Origin of the sequence: Bifidobacterium scaligerum, assembly GCF_002802865.1 — a bacterium.
GTDB lineage: Bacteria > Actinomycetota > Actinomycetes > Actinomycetales > Bifidobacteriaceae > Bifidobacterium > Bifidobacterium scaligerum.
In genome coordinates, this window is sequence record NZ_PGLQ01000005.1 from 72,144 (window position 1) to 89,834 (window position 17,691).

General features: G+C 57.3%; 9 protein-coding genes. 1 reads left to right on the top strand and 8 read right to left on the bottom strand.

Features of this window, described 5'->3' with window-relative positions:
• The first annotated feature begins 111 nt into the window (after positions 1 to 111).
• Complete coding sequence (locus CUU80_RS08100; RefSeq protein ID WP_133119409.1) at positions 112 to 2,088, top strand: zinc ribbon domain-containing protein; 1,977 nt, start codon at positions 112 to 114, stop codon at positions 2,086 to 2,088.
• 178 nt (positions 2,089 to 2,266) lie between these two features.
• Here CUU80_RS08100 and CUU80_RS08105 read toward each other — a convergent pair whose 3' ends face one another.
• From CUU80_RS08105 to CUU80_RS08140, 8 genes are all read right to left on the bottom strand, one after another.
• Entirely contained in the window at positions 2,267 to 2,890 is a 624-nt protein-coding gene (locus CUU80_RS08105) for an FHA domain-containing protein (RefSeq protein ID WP_100496808.1), read from the bottom strand.
• A gap of 14 nt (positions 2,891 to 2,904) precedes the next feature.
• Entirely contained in the window at positions 2,905 to 3,507 is a 603-nt protein-coding gene (locus CUU80_RS08110; RefSeq protein ID WP_100496809.1) for a variant leucine-rich repeat-containing protein, read from the bottom strand.
• A gap of 26 nt (positions 3,508 to 3,533) precedes the next feature.
• Positions 3,534 to 4,481 carry a PP2C family protein-serine/threonine phosphatase gene (locus CUU80_RS08115; RefSeq protein WP_100496810.1) on the bottom strand — a complete coding sequence of 316 codons (948 nt, stop codon included), beginning with the start codon at positions 4,479 to 4,481 and terminating at the stop codon, positions 3,534 to 3,536.
• A complete protein-coding gene (locus CUU80_RS08120) occupies positions 4,478 to 6,904 on the bottom strand; it encodes a transglutaminase-like domain-containing protein (RefSeq protein WP_243388700.1) in 2,427 nt (808 codons plus the stop codon). Before CUU80_RS08120 ends, CUU80_RS08115 begins: the two co-directional genes overlap by 4 nt.
• A gap of 215 nt (positions 6,905 to 7,119) precedes the next feature.
• Positions 7,120 to 8,346 carry a DUF58 domain-containing protein gene (locus CUU80_RS08125; protein ID WP_100496812.1) on the bottom strand — a complete coding sequence of 409 codons (1,227 nt, stop codon included), beginning with the start codon at positions 8,344 to 8,346 and terminating at the stop codon, positions 7,120 to 7,122.
• 117 nt (positions 8,347 to 8,463) lie between these two features.
• Positions 8,464 to 10,080: an AAA family ATPase gene (locus CUU80_RS08130; RefSeq protein ID WP_100496813.1), complete on the bottom strand. Its 1,617-nt coding sequence runs from the start codon at positions 10,078 to 10,080 to the stop codon at positions 8,464 to 8,466.
• A 9-nt stretch (positions 10,081 to 10,089) separates the two neighbouring features.
• A complete protein-coding gene (locus tag CUU80_RS08135; protein WP_100496814.1) occupies positions 10,090 to 16,155 on the bottom strand; it encodes an Ig-like domain-containing protein in 6,066 nt (2,021 codons plus the stop codon).
• 106 nt (positions 16,156 to 16,261) lie between these two features.
• A complete protein-coding gene (locus CUU80_RS08140; RefSeq protein WP_100496815.1) occupies positions 16,262 to 17,680 on the bottom strand; it encodes a serine/threonine-protein kinase in 1,419 nt (472 codons plus the stop codon).
• Positions 17,681 to 17,691: the final 11 nt, after the last annotated feature.

The following is a 17,691-nucleotide window of genomic DNA, read 5'->3' on the forward strand; positions in this document are numbered from 1 at the left end:
ACTATGAGACGATGCCCGAGATGTGGTAGTGGGGTTGCCGACGGCCAGATGGTGTGCGCCCGGTGCGGCAATCCGATGCCTGCGCCAGTTGCACGCGGAGGGGTCCCTCAGATGCCTCCGCAGCCAAATGTACCCATGCCGAACGTCGGTGTGCCGCAGCCGTATGCCCAGCAGCCTTCCCAGCCGCAGCAACCGTATGCTCCGAGTGTGTCGAGCGTCCCAGGTGTTTCCGGGCAGGCCATGCCGGCACAAGCTGTGCCAGGGCAGTCTGCCGCTCCGCAAGGACAGGCTACCGGGCAGTGGGGCGGTGCCGCCGTGCCTCCTATGTCCGGGGTCCCCAATGGCGCCGGGAATGGCAAGAACAACGGCCACAAGCGCAACATCGCGGCCATCATCATAGCGATAGTCGTCGTGGTGGCACTTGTAGCGGGGTCAGTCGCGGGCTTCTTCGTCTGGCGCAACTGGAAAGCCGGCAAAGAGGAAACCACTTCACAGACGGCGAAGTCGAAGTCCAAGACAAAATCCAAGACAAAGTCCAAGTCGAAAGACAACACCAAAACCGAAGAATCCGAGCCTAAATCCACAATGACCAAAGCCATCGAAGTGGAGATGGTTGGCTTCTCGTGCGACTACACCAACTCCAACTCATGGAATTGGGTGGGCGGTGCCATGGTATCCAACGTCATCCACTGCTGGGATGGCGATGCCACCGCGGATTCGGATTCGTCCTATTCCTCGGGCGATTCGTTGGACGGCAGCGGCGAGTACTCCTTCGGACTATGGACTCCTGCACTGGATGCCTCCAAAGAGATCCATGTCTCCATGCTTGAGTCGGGGGAGAAGGAGTATTCCGAGCCGCAGGTGGGAGCCACGTACGGCAATAATCCTGCGGTGTTCGTGTTCTATGCGGTGAAGACGAAGGCGGTGGGCACCACTCCGGAAAGCGTGCATCTGTATGCGCAGGAGGTGAATGTCGAAACCGGCGAACTGTCGGACCGTATCGACCTGAAGACCGAGGAAGACAACCTCATCGACTACGAGCAGGGCTATGAGTATTCGATACTCGCCGAATCCCGGGATATGGTGGCCATCGCCAAAACCTGGCACAGCGACGAGTCGTACACCACCAACGGTGATTCGGATACCACCAATGTGGACCATACGCAGGTGATGGGTGTGACTCGCGGCAAGGATACCGCGCAGGTGCTGCAGACCTTCCAGGACAAGATCGCCGTAACCGCCGACAGCAACGGTTACCAGTCCATGAAGAAGACTGATATATCCGTGAATTCGACGGACGTATCCGACACGTATCTGGTGGAGGATGATACGTATCACCTGTATTCCGTGGATAACAACAAGCAGATCATAAGCTTCCCTACGAACTACTGCAACCCCAAGAACAGTTGGTCATGCGATGTGTATCATGTATGGTCTCTCGGCGACAACCAGTATGTAGTGGACGATCAGGTGATCGATTCATCGACTGGCAAGGTGCAGTCGCTGCACGATCTGCTGGGTCTGAGCAAGGACGAACACATCGAAGCCAAAGACCAGTTCGTGGACGGTACGATGTACGTGCAGACCGATGATTACGACAATAACGAAGGTCGTCGTGTGTTCCTGATGGGATCGGACTTGAGCCCGACGGAAGTGTTGGACGGGTCGCAGTGGGCGCGTCTGCTGCTCACCGACGGCAAGTTCATGGGCATCAACTACCTGACCAAAACCATATACGTGCAGACCACCGATGAACAGATCATCGTGAACGCGCAAGGTGAATCGGTCGGCAACTATACCCTGCTTCCGGTGTACGACGATCCGGCGGATTGCGACCATACGCAGATGGAATGGATGATGTGGAACAAGAAATCCGATGGCAGCAACAGCATCATCGTGACCATCGGTCAGGCTCCGGGAGATCCGGCTCCTGATCTGCCGACGGATTCGTCTAATTCAGCGGATTCTTCCGATAAATCTGATTCTGATTCCGATTCTGATTCGAGTTCCAGCAGCTCCAAGAAGTCCGGTAGTTCCAAGAGCTCCGGTGACTCTAAGAGTTCTAAGAGCTCCAAGAGCGAGAAGTAGGGATACTGGGGATACCGATAACGGAACAAACAGTAATGGCCTGTTGATTCGACTGATCGTGTACCGATCGACGAACCAACAGGCCATTACTGTTTGCATTAGTGCCGGTGGACGATTGGCGGACTCGATATCGCTGGCCGTCCACCCATAGCGTTCCTCAGTAGCTGTTTCCGGTCACTCACTGCTCGGTGAGCTGGAAGAACTGATCGCCGATGCGCACGGTGGCCGGAGCGGTGAGCTTAAGCGGTGTGCCCTTGACCACCTGGGTCTCCTGACCGTCACTGATGATGTAGGTGCCATTGAGCGAGCCGTAATCCTCAATCCACAGTTCACCATCGGTATCGATGCTGATAGCGGCATGGTTACGTGACGTGGTGCGGGTCGGATCCTCGATTTTCTCCGACTTGGCACCCTGCGGCACGTCCATGGACGGCTTGCGGCCGAGCAGCGTGCTCTTATCGATCACGATGGTCTGGCCGGTGACGTCGTTATGCAACTGGTACGTCTTCTGCGGGGCCTTGGATGTGAACGAGGACGACAGCACAGTGCTGTCCCAATCCTCGATGTCGTCTTCGGCGGCGTGCGGCGTCGCGCTGGGTTCTGCGGCGTGCTGGGGGCCGCTCGCCGGCTGTTCATAGACCGGTTGAGCGTTCTGCTGCGGCTGTGGCTCTTCGTAGGTCACGGCCGCCGGTTCTGCTGTGGGCTGGGTGGCCGGCTGGGCCTCAGGCTGAGCTGCAGGCTCCGGCTGATCGTCTGAATACCAGCCGAATTCAGGTGCGGGAGGATAAGGAAGTTTGGCCATGGTTTGCCGTCCTTTCACTGACGAGACGCCAGTGCGGCGTTGATTGCCGGATCGCCGAGCTGGCCGAGCCAGTCCAGCAGCGCGGGATAGGTGTTGGGGTTACGAGCGATGCAGACGCGCAATTCAGGAGCATACTGCGCAATCTGGGCGATCTGCATCTGATCCGTGGTGGTCAGCGCCAGCTCGGCGGTGAAGCCGTACGGATTGGTGGCTACGGGCTCTTCGAAGGCGGCCTGAGCCGGTTCGGCCTGCTGCGGCTGTGCGTACTGCTGTTCTGCGGCAGGCTGGGCATACTGCTCCGCAACGGGCTGGGCGGCTTCGGCCTGCGGCTGGGCATACTGCTCCGCGGCGGGCTGGGCAGTGGGCTGAGCTTGCGATTCTTCCTGGTCCTGCACCGGTCCGCCAATGGCATCGGCGGTGAAGCCGTACTGTGCCAGCGTTTCGCGGGCCCGTTCATCGCCGAATTCAGCGATCCAGCGCTTCAGACCGGGGTAGCAACGCGGGTTTACGGCGACATTCGCGCCGAATTCCGGATTCTCATATGCGATTTTCGCCAACAGAATCGGATCCGCGTTAGGATCCTGTACGGCAGCGACCGCAGCATCATAATCAACCATGGGAGTACCTCCTTATGTTCGCTCGGTTATGCCGAACGTATGGTCCGTAGGGTTTGTAGTGTTGCGTCTTCGATGGCGCCGATGTCTTCGCCCGCGTCCAACTTGAATGCGCTGAACGCATGGTATTCAGGCTCCGGCATCGGCATATCAGCCACAATCACGGTGATGTTGTCTGTTCCGCCTGCGTCGAGCGCGGCCGCAACAAGAGCGTCCACGGCTTCCTGCGGGTCGGAATGTGCGGCGGCTATCGCGGCGATGCGCTCATCAGGCACCTCGCCGTGCAGTCCATCCGAACAGATAATGAAACGGCCGGTCATATCGGCCACATAGATGTCGGGAGCGATACCTTCCGGATCGCCGAGACATTGGGTGATGATGTTACGCGGAATAGTTGCTTCGGCCACCTCAGGCAGCATCTCGCCGGAATCGATGGCTTCCTGCCGCTGAGAATGGTCGCGCGTGATGCGTGTCAACGATGCGGCATCCCATACGGTTCCGGAAAGAGCGGCTGGTTCGTCGTTCTGCGGCAATGGATTCATATGATACGTGCGTGAATCACCGATATTGATCACATACGTAAGGTTCTCGTACTCGGATGTATCGTCGTCTACCAAAGTCGGATCACAGGTATCGCCTGTTTCCGGAGCGCCGGTGGTATCCAGCCATCCCGATGGCAATACCAGACCGGTGCATGTGGTGCCGGCCACACCGCCAAGTTTGGTGCCGAGGGCGAGGATATCCTGTTGTGCCTGAGCCAGGGTACTGTCGATGTCTTCTCGTGTACGACGGGCTAGGCTGGCCAGCTCAGCCATATGCTGTGCCGCGAGTCGGCTGGCCTGCTCGCCGCCCATGCCGCCGCCCATGCCATCGCATACTACGAATACGCCCTGTTGGGCAAATCCGGTGTCTTGATTGTTTTTGCGTCTCAGACCCACATCACTGGTCATCGCGATACGGATTGGACCTGTGGTCATGCCGTCTTCCCCTTCTTAACGTTGCCCGGTGCATGTGTTTTCGACGTATGCGGCTTTGCTGCGTGTCTATGTGCCAGTATAGACACGCTTTTCAACGAAAGTCGTGTTCGTACTCGCCGCAGATAAGGCAAAGATGCCAGCATGGCCTTTCGGAGTTTGCTGACATTCGTCCAATAGGCACGTGCCTGTGTATCCTGAACGCTCTGGCCGGAGAACGCGGCATAGTCGGCTTCGCGCCCGAGCTGTATCAGCGCCCGCTGACCGGTGCCGAGTTGTTGCGCAATCGCTGTGGCCTGATCCCGTCGGGTTCCTTGGGCGGTGATGCCGCTTTGCAAGGCAAGTGAACGAATCGCATTCCATCCCGCGGCTACCCGGTTGGCTGGTGTGCCGTGCCGGCGGTCTCGCGCCAGCAATATGGCCTTAACGGTGAGAATCAGCGTGCAAACTATAAGCAGTATCCATAGCGGGCTGCCGTATATCGCCACCGCACGGGTGACTCGCCAGAATCTGAGCCAGAACAGATTCGTGGGTTGCGCGTCGGCATCGGCACCCGCCAAAGAGCTCTGTCCTTTGGCCTGAGTCTGGTCGCGCAACGGATCAGTCAACGGTACCGGAGGTTGACGGACCAGCGTTTGCGGGTTCGGCGGCGTGAGATTCTGGTTCTCGTCAGGAACCTTGGTCTCTTTCGGCGTGGGGTAGAAGGCCACCCACCCCAGCCCCTGCAGTTTGATCTCCACCCAAGCGGTCACATCGTTGCCGGTGAACTCGGTTATGGTGTTCTTGCCGTCGGTTGTTTTGGTGCGTGCATCGGTGATATTGCCGTTTTCGTCTTTGGGAAGGAACCCCAGCACTACACGGGACGGCAAGCCGAGCTCTCTGGCCATGAGTGCCATGGCGGAAGCGTATTGTTCGGAATCGCCCACCATGGCGGTGCCGGCAAGCAGTTTGTTCACACGGTAATTGCCATGACCGGCGTCGGACGGATAATCGCCTTGCAAACCATGGGAGAACCATCCCGAATCTTTCAGAGTCTGGGCCAATGCGGTGGCGGCCGCTCCTCCCGAGGATTTGCCTCCGGCGATGGCCGTAGCCAGTTTGCTGACCGAGTCGGGAACGTCTTGTGCCTGCGGTTGGCTGATGCGCGCGGCTTTCGCTCGGCTGATCTGCTGGTCCGATGGCTTTTTGACGAGGATTCCGGATTCGATGTAGGTCATACCTCCGCGTGTGCCGGTGGGAATGATGGCGGAATCGGTGTCCGTGTTGTAGTAGAAGACGTTGCTGTCTGAACCGGTGGTGTTGCGCGCGCTGCTTGTCTTATCGGATTGTTGATCATCGCCGGAATCTTTGGCGTTGCCGGTGAATGCCACGCTTGTGGCGGCACCGGCAAGCGGCAGCCACGTGTCGCTGAGTCCCTGGTGGACTGTGAACGTCGTCTTGAACCTGCTGCCTTTGTCATCGGTCGGTATTGCTGTGCCCACACGCTCGTAGTTCGAGGAACTTGAGGCCTCGGACGAATCGGACAGATTCCAGACCGTGCCGTCGAATCGGTCCATCACCGCCAGCCTGACCGGGGTTCCTGACGGAAGATTTTCGGCGCTCAGCAGCACATCATTCTTATGGTTTTTGATATAGGACCGCATGCCGCTTAATGGGCTGGTGTAATCGTAAGGACTGAGCGGAGGATCGTAGTGATCCCGTAATGTGGCGCGATGTTGGGCGACCAGCAGTGTGCCTCCGAAAGCCAGACCTGCCGCCAGAGCCAGAATTACGATGGCGCAAATCCAGCGTCCCCATTCCAGAAGATCCAAACGCCAGGAAAGCCAAACCATCAGTATGATGGCGGCGGCGATGCCGCACGCGGCTCGCTGCCATCCGGTGTCCGTGCCCAGCAGTGCGCAGACGGCTACGGCAGCGGCATATGGCAGACAGCTCAATGACGTTATCGCGGCATTGGAATCTACGGCGAATATACCGGCCAAGAAGGTAAGCCAGAGCCCGATGGTCCACACGGCCATCAGGCATCCGTCGGACGTACCCAGTGGAGGGGTGACGGAGATCAGGTATTTGAATGAGCCGAATGTGGTCTGCCATCCCATGCTCAGCGTTCGTATCGTGGGAAGCACGTGCGAGATGGTCGTCTCATTCAACGCGATAACTGGCCCGATGATGCATTGCGCGAACGCCAGAAACACCAGCTGCCACCATAAACGTAGTGCTGGTTGGGTGCCCATGAGGGCGATTACGGCACCTATGATCGTAGCTGGCACCGCAGCGGTGGCCCAGATGATGACGCTGCCATAAACGTCGATAAGATTAGCCTGCGCAAGCAGCATCAGCACGGATATCACCACGATGCTGATGCATTGACGGCTCCAAAGCTGTCCGCCGAGGCTGCGTCCCTGCAACAGATTGCCGCGAGTCATCCAGATCACCGAATGTGTGGAATCCGCCCATGATCCGGTAGTGGTGGAACCGGTATACGTTGACGATGTGGCATCGGTATGGCTGTAGCCTGATGATGCGTCGAAACCGGAGGATCCGGGAGAGAAGGGCGTGTGTTCGGCGGTCACGGTTGTGGTTGCGTTTGTGCGTGCACCGTGGAAATGTTGCCCGGTTGCGGGTGTGAATCGATGGAAGATCATGCCAGCACCCCCATAATCATGGGCAGATCGTCGAGCTCGCCGATAGTGGCCAAGGTAAAGTTCGCGAACCGGCGGATACCGCGGTTGGCTCCGGCATTCGCTTGGAGCACCACGCAACGTGCTGAGCGGGGCAGTGCCAATGTCATACGTTTGATATGGTCCAGATTTTTCAGCGATCCCACGGTGAAGAAATAGAACGAGGCGTCCGGACTGTGCTTGAGCGTGCTTTCGGCAAGGTTCGGATTATCCTCGCGATCCGGCTCGATGGCGCTGGCATCGTCGAGAAACGCCATGGCATTGCGGGGCTGGGCATGGGCGTCGCCCGCATGGGCGAATAGAGGACGATCCTGCAACAGGCATTGCACACCGATGGAGGAGTGTATGGACACCGCCAATTCGAATTCCTCCCCAGTGGTGTAATCATCAGGGTTGATGTCGATGGTCACCGATGTGTCAGTGCGCCGGGTGGCCTCGTATTGGCGAATCATCAATGAACCGGTTTTAGCTGAACTGAGCCAGTGGACATTACGCACATCATCACCGGGCTCGTATTCGCGCAAGCCGTAGAAGTCGAGGTCGTCGTCAACGATCTGACCTGAAGGCTGGCCTTCCAGATCGCGGGGCACTCCGGCATTGAGAGGGTTCAGCCGCACGGTTTTGGGATGAATGAACACGGTGATGTGCTCGGCGAGCTCCTTCTCGTGACGAATCAGGCCAAAAGGATCGCCTTTGCGGATACGCAGTGGGCCGACGGTGAGCAATGCTCTTGAAATAGCGCGGAATTCCACGTTTGTTTGTTTCGATTGCCCGGGCGCGAGCATGGGAATGTGGAAACGCTCATGCACCTGCCCGATCGGCAGATCGCCGCGTGCTGTGGCGGTAGGTGTTTTACCGGCGTTGTCGATGCCGACGATGACGGATACGGTATCTCCGGCGGTGACCCGTCGGCTGGAGACCTCAATCGAGGCGTGGAACCGGGTGTTGCCAAGGGACAGCAGAATGGCGGCGCACATCATCACCGCCGATACGCAGGCAAAGGCCAGCAACTCATGCCAGCCTACGATGAGGAATGCGACAAGGCATGCCACACCGGCTCCGGTGACGGCCCATCCCAGCGGAGAGACGTACGCGGTGAGCAGCCGTCGAACACGTCTGTACAGGCGTGTGAGCGTGCGTCCGGCACGCCGGTGGCGTGATGCGGTGAACGCGGATGAGAATGCCATAGAAGACCTTTCCTCAGGGAAGTGGCTTTGCGCCGGAGCTGTTCTCGTTCTCGGGAGGGGAAGAGCCGGATGCCGGATACCCAGCGATGCGATGTATCAGTTATGGAGGTTGAGAGGTCAGGCGCCGATGGTGGGCGCGGGAACGTCGTCCAATATCTGCGCAATCAGGCTTTCTGCCGTGGCTCCATCGAAAGTGGCTTCCGCAGTGAGCGTGATGCGGTGAGCAAGCACCGGCAACGCAAGATCCTTGACATCGTCGGGCACAACATAGGCTCTGCCGTCCGCCGCAGCCCAGATGCGAGCGCAACGGGTGAGGGCCAGAGCTCCGCGCATGGATGCGCCTACTGTGATTTTCTCGTTGTGCCTCGTCGCCTCGACCAGACGTACGATATATTCACGAATGGCGTCATCCACGTAGATACCGGAGGCGACTTGACGCATATGCATAACCTCATCGCCGGTCAGTACCGGGGAAACGGTCTGTGCACGATCGGTAATGTCAATTTGCTTGAGAATATCCACGGAAACGTCATGGCCGGGATACCCGACCGAGGTTTTGATGAGGAATCGGTCCATCTGGGCTTCGGGTAGCTTATAGGTGCCGAGCTGCTCGATGGGATTCTGCGTGGCGATTACGATAAACGGCTGAGGAACGTCATGTGTCACGCCGTCGACAGTGACTTTCTGTTCCTCCATAACCTCCAGCAACGCGGACTGGGTTTTCGGCGAGGCTCGATTGATCTCGTCGGCCAGCACGATGGAAGCGAAAATCGGGCCTTCCCTGAACTCGAACTCACCGCGTTTCTGATCGTAGAACGTCACACCCACCACATCCGAGGGCAGCAGATCAGGCGTGAACTGGATACGTTTGAAACTGGTGTCGATGGAATTGGCCAGACCTCGTGCCAACTGGGTTTTGCCGGTACCTGGGTTATCCTCAAGCAGCACGTGGCCGCCGACCATCAGCGCGGTTACGCATTGCTTGATTGGTGCGGCTTTGCCGATGACCACTTGCGAGATATTCTCAACCAAAGCAGTGAAGGAACGTTGGAATTCCTGCACTTCGGCGGTAGGTTGTGACAATAGGCCGGAATTGATATTGGAAGGCAGTGTCCGCTGCTGTGCGACTTGCTGTGCGGGCGCAGGGGATTGGGACTGTGCGGGGGATTGGGATGATGAGGGAGCCTGATTCCGCGCCGCAGCGGAAGCATTGGATTGGACGTATGCCTGCGTATTGGGCCGCACCATGTTGGATTGCGTTTGGGATTGTGTTCTGGATTGCGGTGGCAGCGTCCCAGTGGCGTGCGGTTCGCCGGAGGCGTCTCCCGCATGACCTGCGGTATAGGATGTGCCGGTTTTCCCAGGGCGAGGCAAGGCGACCTTGGCTGAGGTTCGAGTGGCATTGTTCGTGTGCTGGGTGCCGTGCGATTGGTGTGGCAACGCAGGTATGGTCTGAGGCTGTGGTTTGACCGCCGTATGATCGTTCGATGCGGGAACGACAGCGGCAGAACGCGTGGTGCTTGGGCGTTGGGGCAGGTTTGGCTTTGCCGTGGACGGCGTTCCGGCTGTGACATGAGATGTTGAATCTGACGACTCCGCAGCAATTTGGTCTGCAATATTACCGGATTGTTGAGACGCGATGTCTGTAACATGTGTGACGTCAGACAAATGCGTTGCGTCAGACAGTTGCGTCATATCGGAAAGCCGAGTCGCATCATCGATGTGTTCGCTCATGGGATTCTCCTACTGCTGCTGGTTGGTGGATGTGTCACGTATTGGGGTATTGGCCATGCCGAGTATCCAAGGATTATTGATGAGGGTGTCCGCATGCACTCCGGATTTAAACGATGACATGGATGCGCTCGGTGAGTCTGAATTGTCATTGCTGTCCTCGCCGGTTGAGCTGCTGTCGTTGTTGTCTCCTCCATCTGATGTCGATGGTCGTGTGCCCTCGATGGTGCCGCCCTCGGCGGTGTTGGACAATTCATCCAATCCCTGTTTGCCGGTGACTTTGACGCTCCAGTGATATTCGCCATCGTCGGCCTTTGGAAGGTCTGTGACGTCCAACGATTGATTCGGAGTGCCGGGCGTCCACGTAAATGGCGTGTCGTTGATGATGATTTGGATATCGGCAGGTTTGCCATAGGTGTTGACCGTTCCACCAGTGACTTTGACTATATTGCCGTTCTCCGCCCACCGCAGCTCGGTTGGCGCGCTGATCTTTGCTTTGACCTTGTAGGTATATGGGCTACCGCCTGACGGTCCTCCTGCAGCCGGGGCGCTTTCCGTGCCATTGAGTATCTGCGTGACGGTTGCATTGCTGCACACCGTCCATGGTTCCATGGTGAACGTCGCTGAAGTTCCGGTGACGGTCTTGCTCCCAAATCCATCAGCGGTGACCCGGTATGACTGTGCGTGACCGTTCTTGTTCCATTCGACGGTGCACTGGCCGTCGTCTCCGCTCGTGGTCACATCGGTGGGCGACGGAACCGTGTAATGCGGAACGAATGAGGCTTTGCCTGTGGCGGCTGTGGCGGAAGAGCGTTCCGGCACCACCTTGGCCGTTATCGTGATTTCATCGGTGTTGAGCTGGGATTCAGCGATATCGAAAGTGATGTTGCGCACGGAGCAGTCGACCACGTCATTGGTATCACCGCCGATGAGGATTTCCTCGCATCCCGCATTACGGTTGTTGTTCAATGTGATAACGGCTTTGCCGTCTGTGCCATTGTTGGACAACGTTACCGACGGCGCATCCGGATTACCCCATATGTCACTGGGCTCGGATGCAGCGGATGCCGCACCCCAATTGACCTTGTTATGCGCCTTGACGGTTGCGGTTACGGTAGCGCCATCTGAAATATCCGCATTGTTGAAGGTGAAGACCATTTCGGTGTTGGTGCCGCCGGTTTCCTTGGTCTGTTGCGCACCGGTTCCGCTGAGGGTCACTGTCACCGAATAGTTGTCTACGGCACTGAAGTCGCCGGTCGGTGCCTTCCATGTGACTGTGGCTTTGGCGTTTCCTCCGGATACCGTTACTTTCGTAGGCGCGGTGGGGACTTTGTCCGGCGTGGCATCGACGGATGTGGACGGCTTGGACCATCCAACTTCGTTTTGCGCCGCAACGGTGAACGAGTAGGTTTCGCCATTCTTCAGGCCGGTGACCTGACATGCGGTGACTGCGCCGCAATCCTTTTCTCCTTCGCTGGCTCCGGTCCAGTTCACCCGGTAGTTGGTGATCGGGCTGCCATTGGCATTGCCGGCCGTCCATGAGAGATTCACCGCACCGTCCTGTGGTTCTCCGGCCACTGGCGAGAGCAATGGGGAATCGGGTTTGTCGATCACCGATACGGTGATCGTACCGGTAATTTCACGTTCCCGGGTTTTGGTACCGTCTTGCACGGTGACAATGACATTGCTGGATGAAGCTCCCAGATTCGATGCGGCGGCAATGGTGATACGCCCTGAAGCGTCGCAGCCGGTTACTGTGAGTTTGCCGGCATTATCGACACGACATCCCACCACCGTCAGGGAAGTATCCGGGAACGGATTGTAGGCACCGGAAAGAATATTGACGGAATCGTTGCTACCGGCCTTGATCTGCAGCGTCTTTCCGTTCACACGAGCCAATGGTCGTGTGGAGGAAACCACGCGTACCGTTACTCCGGCGTTGACAGTACCGGCGCTGTAGGCGATTTGGATGGGCACAGATACGGTCGTACCGGGAGAGGCATCCTTGGCGGCGGAGATTTGCAGGGTGCCGGAGGAAGACAGATTCGTGGTGATCTGTGCGGACGATGCCCCGCCGCCTGAATAGGTGTACTGTTTCTCATCGTCATAGACGCCTGCCGGTGCATGGGTGAGTGCGGTCAAATCGATGGTTTTTGTTCCGGCTCCCGCTTCGACGTCAATGGTGGATGACGAGAACGTTGGGGGTGGTACATTGCGTCCCACCACTGTGATTTGCAAGGTGATCACAGCGGTATTGATGATCTTGGTCTTATCCGTTCCCTGTTTGCCGTCCACTGCGGTGAAGGTGATCGAAGCGGGACCGGCATAATCCTTGGCGGCGGTGAACTTCAGCGTTTTGTCGTTCACATACAGATCGGAATTGGAAGCCTTTGTTGCGCTGACGGATCCGGCGCTTTCGATATACGGTTCTTTGCCTGCTCCTACGCGGACATAGTCATTGATGTTGATTTCGATGGTCTCACGTGCATTGACCTTCAACTCCGGAGCCTTGGGACGTAGCGTGGGTGGGAAAACGCCATAGGCCGGTACTTGAATGAACGCCGTGGAGGTGATGTCGTAGGTGGTGTTGGTCACCGTATAGGGAATGGAACGTGCCTGCGAAGTAAGATCGACCGTGATGATGGTTGAGTGTTCGCTGCCCTTGACCCGTGCATGGTCCGCTGCGGAAGGATGTACACCGACCTTGAGTTCGCCGACTGTTCCGGAAGGATTCGCTATCCACTGAGAAACATCGACATCCACGGATTTCTTGTCAATGGTGGCTGCGGATGGTACGCGGTAATCATAGGCAGTGGGTGGCTCGATCGGGGCGTTCGGATCGACGTTTACCGTCAATGTGGCGGTATCGGAAAGTCCTGCCTTGTCTTTGACCGTGTAGGCGATATAAGCTGTGGTGGCATTCGCCGGAGTGGTAAATGACAGCATATTGTCGGTCACTGTCACGCCATCAATGCCTTGGACCTCAAGCTGCTTGTCGACGGTCAACTCGGTATTGTCCCCTGAAATATCATTCTGGGTGACCGGCACCGTGGCCGCGGTGTTTGGCCTGAGCGTTATTTCGTCGTCACGGGCGTACACGCCTGAATCGGAGGCACCTTGGAACACGCCCACTCGAATCTGGGCCTGTGCTCGTTGTCCGGTCCAATCTTCCACTGCATAGGAGAAGGTATCGGTGCCGGAGGAATCGGGGTAGGACTCATAGACCAGGTAATCCGAACCGACTTCGGTGATACGGCCCAGAGATGGTGCTTTGTTGCCTAATCCGAGCAGCTGATCATCGTCGCCGTCCGCATCGATGCCTGTTAAGGTGATGGGAATGCGGACTTTCTGTCCGGCTGCCACCTGAGCTTCGACATCATGCGGCGTGGGAGCGGCCTTTCCGGCAGCGTCGCTGCGATGCACGGTGATGGTAATGATGGCAGAAGCTACATTGCCCAGATTGTCCTCGACCGTATAGGTGACGGGGAATACGCCGGTTGTGTCGGATGCCTGATATCGTACGGTGTCTCCGGAGACGAATACCAGACCATGGAATGTGTTCTTATCGTATTGCAGGTTGTTTTTCAGTTTTACCGTGGTGCCGTCCGAATACGTGACATGATCGAGTACGTCCACTGACACGATGCCGTTGGTGCGTACCTGCGTATTGACGTTGTCGGCTTTGGGCACCGAATTTGCTGCGGTAAGTGCCGGCGGCTGCAGAATGATGGTACCTTTTGCCGATCCCTTGGCGTTCGCCACTGTATATGTTATGGATACCGGCTTTGAAGGCACTTGACGTGCTGTGATATAGACACGCTTATGGCTGACCAGTCCGACCTTGATACCAGAACTGGCGTCGGCATTTACGGAGGTCACGGAAAGTACTCCGCCCATTGGATCGACGTCATTGGTCAATGGTTCCACGATTGCGGTGTTGTCTGCACCCAGCAAAGCCACATCATTGGCAGCTACAGGTTTGGCGGCTTCACCGGTTACGGCTTGCACCTCCACACGGGCAAGGCCAGTGGCGGGAAGCGATCCTTGGGTGATGGTGTAGGACACATAATAGGTGCCGGGATCGTTGGCCTTGAAGTTGATGGACATGGTGGCTGCATTCGCAGTGGTGCTGGCCCCTTTCGGCGTATCCACTTGGCTGAGCTGCGCGGGCTGCGAGGATGTGGCATGCACATAAGGGGTGAGTTCGATGACGGTGTCTGTATTGGGGGCGGTGGTTTTTGCCACCGGGTCGATAACTGCAGCCAAGGTGTTTGCCGGTTTGATGGAAAAGTACATCATGCCGGTTCCGGTATCTTCGCCATCGGAGACGGTGAGTTCCACGCCCACTCGTCCTGATTCCAGCGCTCCGGTATTGAACGTCAGCTGTCCGTCCGCTCGTGTGGATACCTGTACCTGATCGGTGTTCTGGGCCACGGCCGAGATCAGAGTGAGCGGATCTCCATCCGGGTCGATAAAGCTGCCGAGTGCATTGGCTGTATAGCTGGCTCCCTGTTCCACGTCTATTTCCGGCGGCGTGTCGAACTGTCGCGGTGCGTGGTTGTCTGATCCACTGAGCGTGACAGTCGCTGTGGCGCTGGATGTCTGGCCTCGTCCATCGGAGATTTCATAGGTGAAGGTGAGTGTGCCTGCCGATGCGGAGGACGCATCAAGCTGGAGATATCGTCCGTCATAGATCGGTGAAATAGTAACGTCTTTATTGTTCGGAGCTCCGACCGAATTGATGCGGAGTACGGAGCAGTCGGTCTGCTCGTCATTGCGCAATACGTCGAGAATCTGCTCCGAACCCGCCCGAGCGCCGAATTCGTCGTCTTCCGCTTTGATCTGGCCGGACTGTGCCGAGCAGGTTTTTGCGAAATCGTGATGGTTGTTGGCCGAATCGCTGTTCTGTTGTTCCTTTTCGGTTTGCTCGGTTTGGACTCGGTTCCATTGAATTTTGATGACCTTGGTGGAATCATCCGGATTCCATACATTGCCGTCAACTACATCATTAAGCACCACCAGACGGTGGTTGGTGCGAAACACGAGTTCGGACGTGGTGTTGACGGAGTCAAGGCTCTCGAATTGCTTGGTGTCTGCGGCAGAACAGACTCGAATGTAGTTGCTGGCTTTCTGACTCCAGGCTGCATATACGCATCCATTGGTAGACACCGGCTGCGCCGCTTCAGCCTTGCCTGAATGGGCGATAAAGTTCGCCGAGGCACCGGATTTCAGCGGTATCAAGGCAAGGCCGCGAGGTGAGGATGCGGCTACCCAGCTGTCCTGCTTGTCGTCGGTGGGCGGCGCTTGCAAGGTGAGTGAGCCGGTGGTGTCTACTTGCACGCGTCCCTTGTGAGAAATAACGATGTTGCCGGAAGCAATTACCGGCTGTGTTCCAACGACTGTGAAGCTGTCAGCCGCTTGCTGCGCGCCATTGGTCAGCGATCCGACTTCCTGGGCGTTCGAGGCTTCTGGACTGTCGAGAGTAAGTACCATGCCATCGGATGGCCTGTACCCGTATACTGTGCCGTCGTTGGTTACAGCGATACGGCCTCCTTCGCCCAGTTTCATTTGAGGTTCGGAGGTAGTTGGCGTCACCGCGTCGAGATGTTCGGTGAGGCCCGCCCATACATTGCCGGTTTTCTCGTTGATGAAGGCGATGGCATCGCCGCCGATTACGGCGGTGGTCTGCGATTTGAGATCCGTTTTTGCGTCAGTGCCTACTGTGGAGGCTTTGATCGAGAATGCTTTGGACGGCTCGGTGAGTACGGTGTCGCCATCATGTTGAACGACATCGAAACGTGACGCGGTGGAGGCTACACCAGCATCCGGCTCTTTGTTCTTTACATTGAATCGTGCCGCTTTGTGATTGTTGAGAGACGTGATCCAAACAGTGCCGTCATCCAGCTGGACATGGCGTCGGGTGACGGTGCTGATAATCAGAGAACCGGCCACCAGCCCGGCGAGCAGCAACAACGTAATCACCGGCAGCGTCCATCGATGTCCGCCGGAAGGCATAAGTCGACGCAGTATGGCACTTAGGCGTCTGCGCCGCTCATATGACTGGGCTGATACGCTCATGTGGTTCCCTGCCCCTTCTCGCTTCTACTCGTCAGTGTAATGGTGCTGCCTTGGGACGTCCAAGCCATGACTATGACTTAAACGTGCAACGTAGGTGAGGTGTACCTTATTGTGGCTTGGCGGCACACCCGATTGTCGGCGTTGCGGACATCTGATGGTTCTTGCGCACGATGGATACCTGTATGCATGTCTGTTGACCATCTTGCGGGTCAACGGTCACAGTGGTGTCGGAGGTGGTTGTGGTCTGAGTGCTTTGATCCGTACCGTCTCCTTGCACCAAGGCCCAAGCGTAGGAATCGCCCTGCTGCTGATCTGGGTTCGTCCAGGTGAAGGTCACGGATGAGCCGTCTGCGGCGTACGTGCCGGTCAGATGCTCAGGACTGGGAACTGTGGCATCGTCTGTGCCGGTAACGGTGTCGTCCTGCTGATTGAGGGTGTTGTCGTTATCTTGGGTGCCGGCACCGGCCAATTGCTTGGTCTCGGCCCCGGAAGTGCTATCCAGCCGGGGGAGTACGCCATAGACGAATACCAATGCCACCGCAACTATCGCAGCCGCTACTGCCGTTGCTATGGCCGCTGGCTTAATCCATGCCCGGTTCTGGACGGTGCTGCGAACAGTTGGTGCATTGCCGTTACGGGGTCTTTCAATGTCTTTGGGGTAGGGTGGCATGCCTTCCACCGTCACCGGTGTGGCATGGCCGAAGTTCGCGAATTGCACGCGTTGCATGGCTCGTGCGAACTCCAGCGCGGAATAGTAGCGTTGGTCTGGATTCTTGTTCAGTGCCCGGCGCAACACCGCTTCCACGTCCGCTGGCACGTCCGGACGGTTCAGGCGAGGCAGCGGCTGGTTGATGATCAGTGAGATGAGCTCCGATTGGGTATGCGGATGATATTCATGCTGGAATGGCGAATATCCTACGAACATGGCGTACAGCGTGGCCGCAAGAGAATAAATGTCGGCGGCCTCCGATCCGTTGGTCAGATGCTGGAGGACCTCAGGCGGTGCCCATGGCGGGGAGAAACCGGTCTCAGTGCGGTCGTAGACATCGGTGGAGATACCGAAATCCGCCAATACCGGCAAGCCTTGCGCGGTGATGAGAATATTGCTGGGCTTGATATCGTGATGAATGATATTGGCCCGATGCGCAGTGAACAGCGCGCTTGACAGTTTGATTCCCAGATCAAGTACCTGATCGCAGGTCATGGACCGGGCTTTCATCACGCTGTTATAGGTGCCGCCCGGAGCATATTCGATAATAATGTATCCATGCCCGTCCGAAGTGACGCCAGCGCCGTATACGGGCAGGATATAGGGATGCGAGGAAAGCTTGGCCATGAAATTCGCTTCGCGGTTGAACAATGCCGCTGCGCGTGGATCCAATGTCTTGGCGCTTACCTTTACCGCTACGGGACGAACCGGCATGCGTTGGTTGTATAGATATACGGTGGCGGTGGCTCCACTGCCAAGCAACTGGACGAAATCATATCCCGGTATTTTCGGCGGCCTCATCGGTATGCCGGTCATGGTCCCCTCCT

What these genes read in the sequence shown, in the direction of transcription:
- CUU80_RS08135 (WP_100496814.1), bottom strand. Translation starts at nt 16,155, where the DNA reads ATGAGCGTATCAGCCCAGTCATATGAGCGGCGCAGACGCCTAAGTGCC.
- CUU80_RS08100 (WP_133119409.1), top strand. Translation starts at nt 112, where the DNA reads ATGCCTCCGCAGCCAAATGTACCCATGCCGAACGTCGGTGTGCCGCAG.
- CUU80_RS08120 (WP_243388700.1), bottom strand. Translation starts at nt 6,904, where the DNA reads ATGACTCGCGGCAATCTGTTGCAGGGACGCAGCCTCGGCGGACAGCTT.
- CUU80_RS08115 (WP_100496810.1), bottom strand. Translation starts at nt 4,481, where the DNA reads ATGACCACAGGTCCAATCCGTATCGCGATGACCAGTGATGTGGGTCTG.
- CUU80_RS08105 (WP_100496808.1), bottom strand. Translation starts at nt 2,890, where the DNA reads ATGGCCAAACTTCCTTATCCTCCCGCACCTGAATTCGGCTGGTATTCA.
- CUU80_RS08125 (WP_100496812.1), bottom strand. Translation starts at nt 8,346, where the DNA reads ATGGCATTCTCATCCGCGTTCACCGCATCACGCCACCGGCGTGCCGGA.
- CUU80_RS08110 (WP_100496809.1), bottom strand. Translation starts at nt 3,507, where the DNA reads ATGGTTGATTATGATGCTGCGGTCGCTGCCGTACAGGATCCTAACGCG.
- CUU80_RS08130 (WP_100496813.1), bottom strand. Translation starts at nt 10,080, where the DNA reads ATGAGCGAACACATCGATGATGCGACTCGGCTTTCCGATATGACGCAA.
- CUU80_RS08140 (WP_100496815.1), bottom strand. Translation starts at nt 17,680, where the DNA reads ATGACCGGCATACCGATGAGGCCGCCGAAAATACCGGGATATGATTTC.